This is a genomic window from Pseudobacter sp., assembly GCF_051955275.1.
GTDB lineage: Bacteria > Bacteroidota > Bacteroidia > Chitinophagales > Chitinophagaceae > Pseudobacter.
On sequence record NZ_JBQCGW010000137.1, the window covers coordinates 20,841 to 28,802 of the forward strand.

At 47.6% G+C, this 7,962-nt stretch carries 6 protein-coding genes; 1 reads left to right on the forward strand and 5 read right to left on the reverse strand.

Going from position 1 to position 7,962, the window contains the following annotated elements:
- Positions 1–3: 3 nt before the first annotated feature.
- Complete coding sequence (locus tag ACTHMC_RS11770; protein WP_440413318.1) at positions 4–1,227, reverse strand: hypothetical protein; 1,224 nt, start codon at positions 1,225–1,227, stop codon at positions 4–6.
- Here ACTHMC_RS11770 and ACTHMC_RS11775 point away from each other — a divergent pair.
- Positions 1,208–4,252: a two-component regulator propeller domain-containing protein gene (locus ACTHMC_RS11775; protein WP_440413319.1), complete on the forward strand. Its 3,045-nt coding sequence runs from the start codon at positions 1,208–1,210 to the stop codon at positions 4,250–4,252. The two genes, ACTHMC_RS11770 and ACTHMC_RS11775, sit on opposite strands and share 20 nt — an antisense overlap.
- Before the next feature lie 3 nt (positions 4,253–4,255).
- Here ACTHMC_RS11775 and ACTHMC_RS11780 read toward each other — a convergent pair whose 3' ends face one another.
- The 4 genes from ACTHMC_RS11780 to ACTHMC_RS11795 form a co-directional block, all read right to left on the reverse strand.
- Entirely contained in the window at positions 4,256–4,909 is a 654-nt protein-coding gene (locus ACTHMC_RS11780; RefSeq protein WP_440413320.1) for a response regulator transcription factor, read from the reverse strand.
- Positions 4,910–4,918: 9 nt separating this feature from the next.
- Positions 4,919–5,596 (reverse strand): sensor histidine kinase, encoded by a 678-nt coding sequence (locus ACTHMC_RS11785; protein WP_440413321.1) that lies wholly within the window; start codon positions 5,594–5,596, stop codon positions 4,919–4,921.
- 103 nt (positions 5,597–5,699) lie between these two features.
- On the reverse strand, positions 5,700–6,596 hold the full coding sequence (locus ACTHMC_RS11790) for a lysophospholipid acyltransferase family protein (RefSeq protein WP_440413322.1): 897 nt from the start codon (positions 6,594–6,596) through the stop codon (positions 5,700–5,702).
- 17 nt (positions 6,597–6,613) lie between these two features.
- Positions 6,614–7,962: RapZ C-terminal domain-containing protein (locus ACTHMC_RS11795; protein ID WP_440413323.1), on the reverse strand; the 1,349-nt coding region annotated here is incomplete at its 5' end.

Genomic DNA, 7,962 nt, shown 5'->3' on the forward strand with positions numbered 1-7,962 from the left:
TCACTAAGTTCTGTTGAAAATCGTTCTGATGAACTTTTCCCATCTGCACCGGCTGCGGAATAAATGCAACCGGCCGTCATCAGAGAAATAAATCTCACGTATCGACAGCTGGTCGGCCGTGGTGGAAAATGCAGGAAAGAAAATTGAAAGGAATAACGGACTCATTGTTGAACGTACTCTTTTTCGCATCGAAACGGAATAGAGATCAGGCGGGCCTGGCGGTTTATGCAAAGAAGCCATACAGCGTTTTCTGACCAGATGAAAACGATGATGGATATCCTGCAGAGGCTGTACCTGGCCTGCCTCATTTAACAACTGCTCAATGAAAAAAGTAAGATCAATAAATCCGAATGACCTGGATGGTGTAAGCTCAGTGCAGCTCTTCCTGGCCCGTATCACCGCATTCAGCAAATCTTCCTGCCCCGGTTCAAAAGCCTGCATCAGAAAATCAGTGAGCTCATTCACACAATCCACAATGGCATCATATTCCTTCAGATAGTTGGCAGCAATGCAAACCAGATTGGGGTTCTGCTCATCCGCATATCTTTTCAGTTCAGTACTTTTAAATGGCTCTTCAGCATACTTCAACAGGAAATTATCCGTAACATTGTCCGCAATTTCCTGGAGGCCGGCACAGGGTGAGGCTTCCAGCAATCCGAACAATTTCGCATAATGAAAACCGTAGTACGTCATGGTGGTTTGGGGCGCAATGAAAAGATCAACCACTTCTTTCAGACTGAATCCGGTTTCCAGTAATTGCGTATAGCAACTGACGGAAAGCAGTACATCTGCCTTCCCGATACTCTGTCTGAAAACTGATGCCAGCTGCTCTGCCGTGATCATGCGAATGGATCCGTCATTGCGGCGATCCGCAAAGAAACCCAACCCTGCTCCATGAGCATTCAGGATCACCATATGCCTGTGACCCGGCACCAGGTGCAGGTCAGGGCCGATGGTTTCAGTGAAAAAACGAAGGAGGGTTTGTGGATCATAAAGGTCGGAATGATAACTATCGACCGTTTCCAACAGCTGAAAATTGTTATGAAAAATCAATTCCTTGATCCTCACAATACCTTCATGCAGAAAAAAATAATAAATTACATACCTTATGCGTCCAGCCAGCTCTTGCTGAAGAATAGCTTGTTCCAGTTCATCATACACATGATCATGTACCCCATCATGCATAACCACAATCGTAACTGTCCAGGTGCATTTATTATCTGCCATATACCGTCTGATTAAAGCTGTCAGAAAGAATGAGAGGGTAACACTTTTTTTACTGATCATTGCCTGCCAGGCGGCAGGTCAGGAAACTGCATTCGTTCCTATTACCAGGATCTCTGTAGACAATGGTCTCTCCAGCTCCAATATAAGAAAAATTGTGCAGGACAAATACGGGTTCCTCTGGATCTCTACCCAGGACGGCCTCAACCGTTTTGAAGGAAAAAAGATAGAGATCCTCAACGCCGGCAACAAGAATCAGGAAAGAAGTCTTCCCGGACAGGACATATATGATATATGCCTCGACCAGTCAGGCGAATATCTCTGGGCCCTGATCCCTTACGCCGGCCTTTCAAGGATAGATCTCCGCACAGTAAGGGTTGTAAAAAATTATATCAAAACCAATGGTACAGATCAGCCGAATCTCTGGTACAAGTGCATGGCGCAACAGAACAGCCGTCTTTATATCGGAACCAATGAAGGTGTGATCATTGCGTTTGATACGCAAAAAGAAGAGGTGTTATTCAGATTAAATACGCGTGAGCTGCTCGGTACAGACTATCCTGTAGACAAGATCGATTGTACTCCGGACGGCAAACTCTATATCTTTCTTTCCGGAAAAGGCATCCTTATCTACGATCCTGCAAGGCAACAGATGCTGGATGTGATCGATAGCAGGGAGCTCAACCTCGGCGGAGTGGTTTTTCAGTTCACCGATGTAAAACTACATGCCGGCATTTTCTGGATCAGCACCAGCGTGGGCCTTCGTTGCCTTTCAACAAGCAATAACCAGTTGCTGCATACAAGAAAAATGCAAACCACCCCTTCGCTCTCCTTTCTCAACGACTACCTGAGTACCGTATCCGTGTATAACGGCCGGGTAATGTATGGAGGCAAGGAAGGACTGTTTCAGACAGATACCCTGCTTGATCATCCCGAACAGATCCAACCAACCCGCAACTACGAGAACCATGACCTCTTTCAGCAGTCGAATTGTATCTTCCAGCAGGGACAGGTGATCTGGGTGGGATCGCAATATGGACTGGCCTGGATCAAGAACCGCTTTTCACCGTTCATGGGGCTGAGCAATTCACTCAACGGAAATGGAAACCGGATCAAACATTCCATGAGCCTGCTGCCTGTTACAGATTCCGTGATAGCAGTATGTTCCGATGATGCACTGTTCTTTGCCAACCACCTGACCGGCACCATCAACCGTTTTGCCGTAAGCGACTTCTACCTTACAGCATTCAGGGCGCCTGATGGTTTGTTCATTGCATCCGGAGACCATGGGTTACAGCTTTTCAATGCCGAACAACAACCATTGTCTCTTGAAAAAAAATTCCCGGAACTGGCGCCAGTAAAACATGATCTGCTGGTAAGCGCTGCCTCCTATGGGGATTCACTCATCTTCATGGCCAGCCAGAACCAGCAAGGCATCTACAAATGGAATCACCAGACACATACCGTAACCAATATCAGTACAACCAGTAACAGGCCTCGCTTGCAGAGCAATGTGATCAACCGCCTTTTTACTGACAGCCGCAAACGACTGTGGATACTATGTGATAACGTGATCTCGCTTTATGATCCCCGCAACAACAGCATGCAGCACTTCACGCTCACGGAACCCGGGCAACAAAAGCCCATGAGTGTGATCATGGATATCTGCGAAACCGGCAATGGGATCTGGCTTGCTGTGTATGGTGTGGGCATTGTAACATTGACAGATGATTTCAGGTTGAAAAAGATATATGCCCAGCAAAACGGCATCAACAACCTTGGGCTTTACAAGATCATGAAATTATCAGACAGTACCCTGATTGCTTCCACCAACAATGGAATAACGGTACTCAATATGCGAACTGGAAAGGCCAGTAATTATTTTGAAGAAGACGGACTCCATTCCAGCAGCTTCGAAGAAACCAGTGGCGCTATTTCAGGCGGCTACCTGTTTCTGGGTGGTTTCAATGGTTTCACGCGCATCGATCCGAAAAAGTTCAACTCCAATCATACACCACCCTCGCTGTATTTCTCCAATGCCAGCGTGAGTACGGCTGATACCGACAGTGATACGATGAATATTTTCATGCACTCGCTTTCGGTACCCAGTGATGCATCGCAGGTGACGATTAATTTTTCAGCAGTGAATTATACGGGGCCCGAAAAGGTAAGGTATCAGTACAAGCTTCTGCCTGTGAGTACGCAATGGGAAAACGGAGGGCACGAAGCCTTCCTTAACCTGGTAGGTATCGGTCCCGGAAAATACACTTTACAGGTAAGGGCATCTAATGAAGACGGGGTCTGGTCGGACCCCATTGAAATGTCCATTCACTGGCAACCCAAATGGTTTCAGACCTGGTGGTTCAAGGTATTGCTGGTGGTTTGTTGCCTGGCGATCATCTGGGGCCTTGTGCGCATGCGCCTGCACCAGTTATCAAGGGAAGAAGCCATACGGAGGAAACTTAGTAATGATCTGCATGACGATCTTGGGAGTACGCTCAACAGCGTAAAGATCCATGCCAACCTTGCCATGGCTGATCCCGGCAACCAGGTGTTCCTGGAAAGAGTGAAGGAAGGAACGCAGCAAGCCATCATAAGCACCCGGGATCTTATATGGGTGCTGGACGATAAGAAAGACACGGTTGATCACCTCATTACCCGGGTAATGACATTCGCGGAGCCGCTCTGTGATGCGCAAGGCATCACACTCACCCGCAATATCAGTGAAACAGCCTGGAACTATAAGCTGGGCAAGGAGGAGAAGCGGAACCTGTATATGATCCTGAAGGAGTCTATCAACAACAGTATCAAATATGCCAATTGCCGGAATATCCGTATAGAGATCCTGCAGGACGGAAAGCGGTTGCATATCTCCGTTAGTGATGATGGCGCCGGTTTCAACCAGGAAACAGTAACGCCGGGTAATGGCACCAATAATATCAAAACGCGCGCACGTGATGCGGGCTATGAAGCACTGATACGCACGGCGCCCGGCATGGGCACCACGGTAGAACTGACGGCCCAGTAAGGTCTACACATGTACAATGCCATGCTTGATGGCATAGATGGCCAGTCCCACTCTTGTTTTGATCTTCAGCTTATCAAAGAGGGAATCCCTGTAACCATCGATCGTACGGGGGCTGAGATGCATTTTATCTGCGATCTCCTTGTAGGTCATTTCCGAGCAGGAGAGTTTTAGGAATTCCATTTCACGGTCGTTCAGATTGAGGACTTTGCGGGTAGTGCTTTCTTCATCCGTCTGGTTGATGGTGTGCAGTAGTTTACCGGTGATCATTTCTGTATAATAAAAGCCCTTGGACAGTACGGCTTCGATGGCAGATTTGAGTTCGGGAGTATCTGAGTCTTTGAGGATATAACCTCTTGCCCCGTTCTTGAGCATGCGGATGATGGCAGCTTCATCGTCGTACATGCTAAGTGCAAGCACTCTGATTTCCGGGTGATTCTGTTTAAGATAGCCTGCCGTTTCATATCCGTCCATCACAGGCATATTGATATCCATTAGTATCACCTGCGGATGGGCCTGTTCCTGGAGTTTTGCAATAAGGTCCTTTCCGTCGCTGGCCTCTATCACTACCTGGTGCCCGATATTTTTTACCAGGGCGGCCAGTCCGTTACGGAGAAGTACGTGATCATCTACCAGTCCGACTGTAATATTTGTTGTCATACAAGAAAATTAATGGGTCAAAGGGAGGATCAGGAAGATCACCAGTTCACCATCCGGCGTTCCGTAGAACTGCAGGTCAGCATTGATCATTTCAGCTCTGATCCTCATCTGCCGGGCACCTGGCAGAATTTCCTGTACAATGCCCGGGGGTACGGTATGCAGCGCAGGGCTGTTGCTTACCAGGAACCTGACATCATTCTCGCGGAGGTCTGCTCCTGCAAGAATGGGCCGGGTTGCACTGACTTCGGTGAACACGGCCAGAATTTCCTGCAAAAGCCGGAAAGATATCAGTTCACTGGCAATGTCGAATCTATCGATTTTTTCGTTTACTGTGAATTCAATCTTCCTGTTGTAGATACGGCCGAGGGTTTCCATTTCATGCGTTAGTGCATGGATCAGGCCTTTTTCCCTGATCTCTGCAATGGTCACTGGTTTGGCTACCTGACGGAGATCCTGGATGGCCTGGCCCACAAGCATACGGGACGATGCGATCGTCCGGCTGAGGTGTTCATCCTCCGTTTGTATTTGTGTACTCAGTTGAAGTTTGGCCAGGCTTAATACCTGACCTACATTGTCAAATATCTCTGCCCTGATCATTTCCAGTTCACGCTCCTGGATTTCCAATTGAACGCGAAGCAATTCTTCTTCCAACCGGTTAACATTCTTTTTATATCCGGATACCATCATGTTCAGTATTTACATAGGCGGAACCGGGTTAATGGGTCCAACAGCAAGGATAGCACTTGATGAACAGATGGAAACCGTGAAAAACACGGTAAATGGCGCAGGGTTATTTCACCGGTTCCGTATCGATCCAGTATTGGCGGTATTCTTCCTTCCAGGGGTGTTTCCACCTGCGATGGCTCCAGAGCCACATTTCAGGATGTTTACGGATGGCATTTTCGAGGAAGCGTATATACCTGCGGGTGAGTTCGCCTTCCGGGAGGTCATGGGGATTATCCGAGCCCAGTTCAAAATAGGCGCGGTACATACCACGTTTGGTTTTATAGATCTGAGAAAAGAAGACAGGAATATTGCCTACCCTTGCACCGCTTTCAGGGCCACGTACAAATGGCGTTGGTTTTCCGAAGAAATTAAGCCAGTAGGCATTGGTAACACTGCCCGGAGCCTGGTCTGCCACTAATGCCAGCATATATTGCTTGTTGCGATAGGGAACAATGGCATTGCGCATATTGGTGGCAGGTAACATTTGTACGCCCGTTTTACTGCGCAGGTGCAGGAAAAGCCTGTCCATCACTTTGTTTTTGATGGGCATGTAAACAGACAGTAACTGGTAATCCATATAATACACCATGGCCACATTGGCTAACTCCCAGTTAAAGTTATGTCCCAGGTGGATCTGGCATTTACGGCCTTCTTTGTATGCCTGAGCAAACGGATCTCCATCGATCTGGAAATGTTTGGTCAGCCAATTTTTTCCGGCAGAAAGTATCTTGATGGTCTCAATAAAATTGTCTACAAAATTCCGGTAGAACTGCTTTGCGATCTTCTCTCTTTCTTTCAATGTCTTTTCGGGGAAAGCGATTGCCAGATTATCCAGTACTACCTGTTTCCTGTAACCGAAAACATGATATACCAGGGCAGCGAGGCCATCTGCAAAAAGATACAGCACCCACATTGGCAGTAAAGACAGCAGATACAATAATCCGTAAACGAGATAATACATGCTACAAAAGATTTCTTCTACTCGGGAGTATTCACCCAATTCTTGGCATCCTGAACCAGGTGCTGAATGGTTACCGGTAATTTATATTTATTGCGGAGATGACGTGTGAGCGCATCGGCGGCATATACACTTCTGTGTTGACCACCGGTACATCCGAAGCTGATCACCAGGTTTTCGAAGCCCCTTTTCATGTAGTCTTCCACTGTTATGTCCACTACGTCAAAAACGCTGTTGAGGAATTCAGGCATCCGGGTCTGTTGCTCCAGGAAGTCTTTCACTTCTTTATCCCTGCCCGTCATCACTTTGAATTGTTCCTGTCTTCCGGGATTGAGGATTCCCCTGCAATCGAACACAAAGCCGCCGCCATTTCCGGACTCATCAGTTGGCAGTCCTTTGCGAAAAGAGAAGCTGTTGACGCGTATTCTGAGTGGTGTCTGTTCAGTGGCAGTGAGGGGAGTGAACCTCTCCATGATCTCTTCACTCACGCAGATATCCAGCACTTTTCTGAATTCAGGAACTGAAATTCCCAGGCTCTGGTTTTCAATGAACCAGCGGAGATTGCTCAAGGCCTGTGGAATGCTTGTCAGGAACTGTGCCTTTCTTTCAAAGAGGCCGCGGAACCCGTATGCGCCCAGCACCTGCAGGAGTCGGATGAGCACATAGCCGTTGTACTGGCTTTTGAACACGGCCCGGTCCACAGGTTGACCGATGGTTTGCTCGAAAGAATTGATATAATCATCCAGGAGACGGTTTTTCCAGTCATCAGGAAGATTGGCCCTGGCTTGCCAGATCATACTGGCGGCATCGTACTGGGGTGCACCTCTCATACCTCCCTGGAAATCGATGAAATACACTTTTCCATTTTCCCTCACCAGGATATTCCTGCTCTGGAAATCACGGAACATGAAGTATTTGTATTCTGTATGTGTGAGGTAATTGCTGAGCGCTTCAAAGTCATCGATCAGTTTCTGCTTATCGTAAGGCTTGCGCAAAGCATCCAGAAAATAGTACTTGAAGTACAGAAGATCAGCCATGATGGCTTGTTTGCCAAACTCCTGGTTGGTGAGGCATTTGCTGTAATCGAGGGCTTCATGGCCTTTTACCTGCAGCTCCGCCAGAGAATGGAGGCTCTGTTTGAAAAGGGCATATACCTTGTCTGTAAGGCCTTCTTCTTCCAGTTTATTGAGCAGGCTGATATCCCCAAGGTCTTCCTGCAAATAGATGGTACGGTCCTCATTCCAGCCAATGATGGCGGGAACAGGCAGCCCTCTTTCCCGGAAATGTTCCGAGAAGTACATAAAGGTATCATTCTCAGGAATATTATTACCATGGGTGGCGATGCAGGTACCGCCTTTCAGTTGCAACC

Bases quoted from the DNA above. Each gene is read 5' to 3' on its own strand.
- ACTHMC_RS11790 (WP_440413322.1), bottom strand. From the start codon at position 6,596: ATGTATTATCTCGTTTACGGATTATTGTATCTGCTGTCTTTACTGCCA.
- ACTHMC_RS11770 (WP_440413318.1), bottom strand. From the start codon at position 1,227: ATGGCAGATAATAAATGCACCTGGACAGTTACGATTGTGGTTATGCAT.
- ACTHMC_RS11785 (WP_440413321.1), bottom strand. From the start codon at position 5,596: ATGATGGTATCCGGATATAAAAAGAATGTTAACCGGTTGGAAGAAGAA.
- ACTHMC_RS11780 (WP_440413320.1), bottom strand. From the start codon at position 4,909: ATGACAACAAATATTACAGTCGGACTGGTAGATGATCACGTACTTCTC.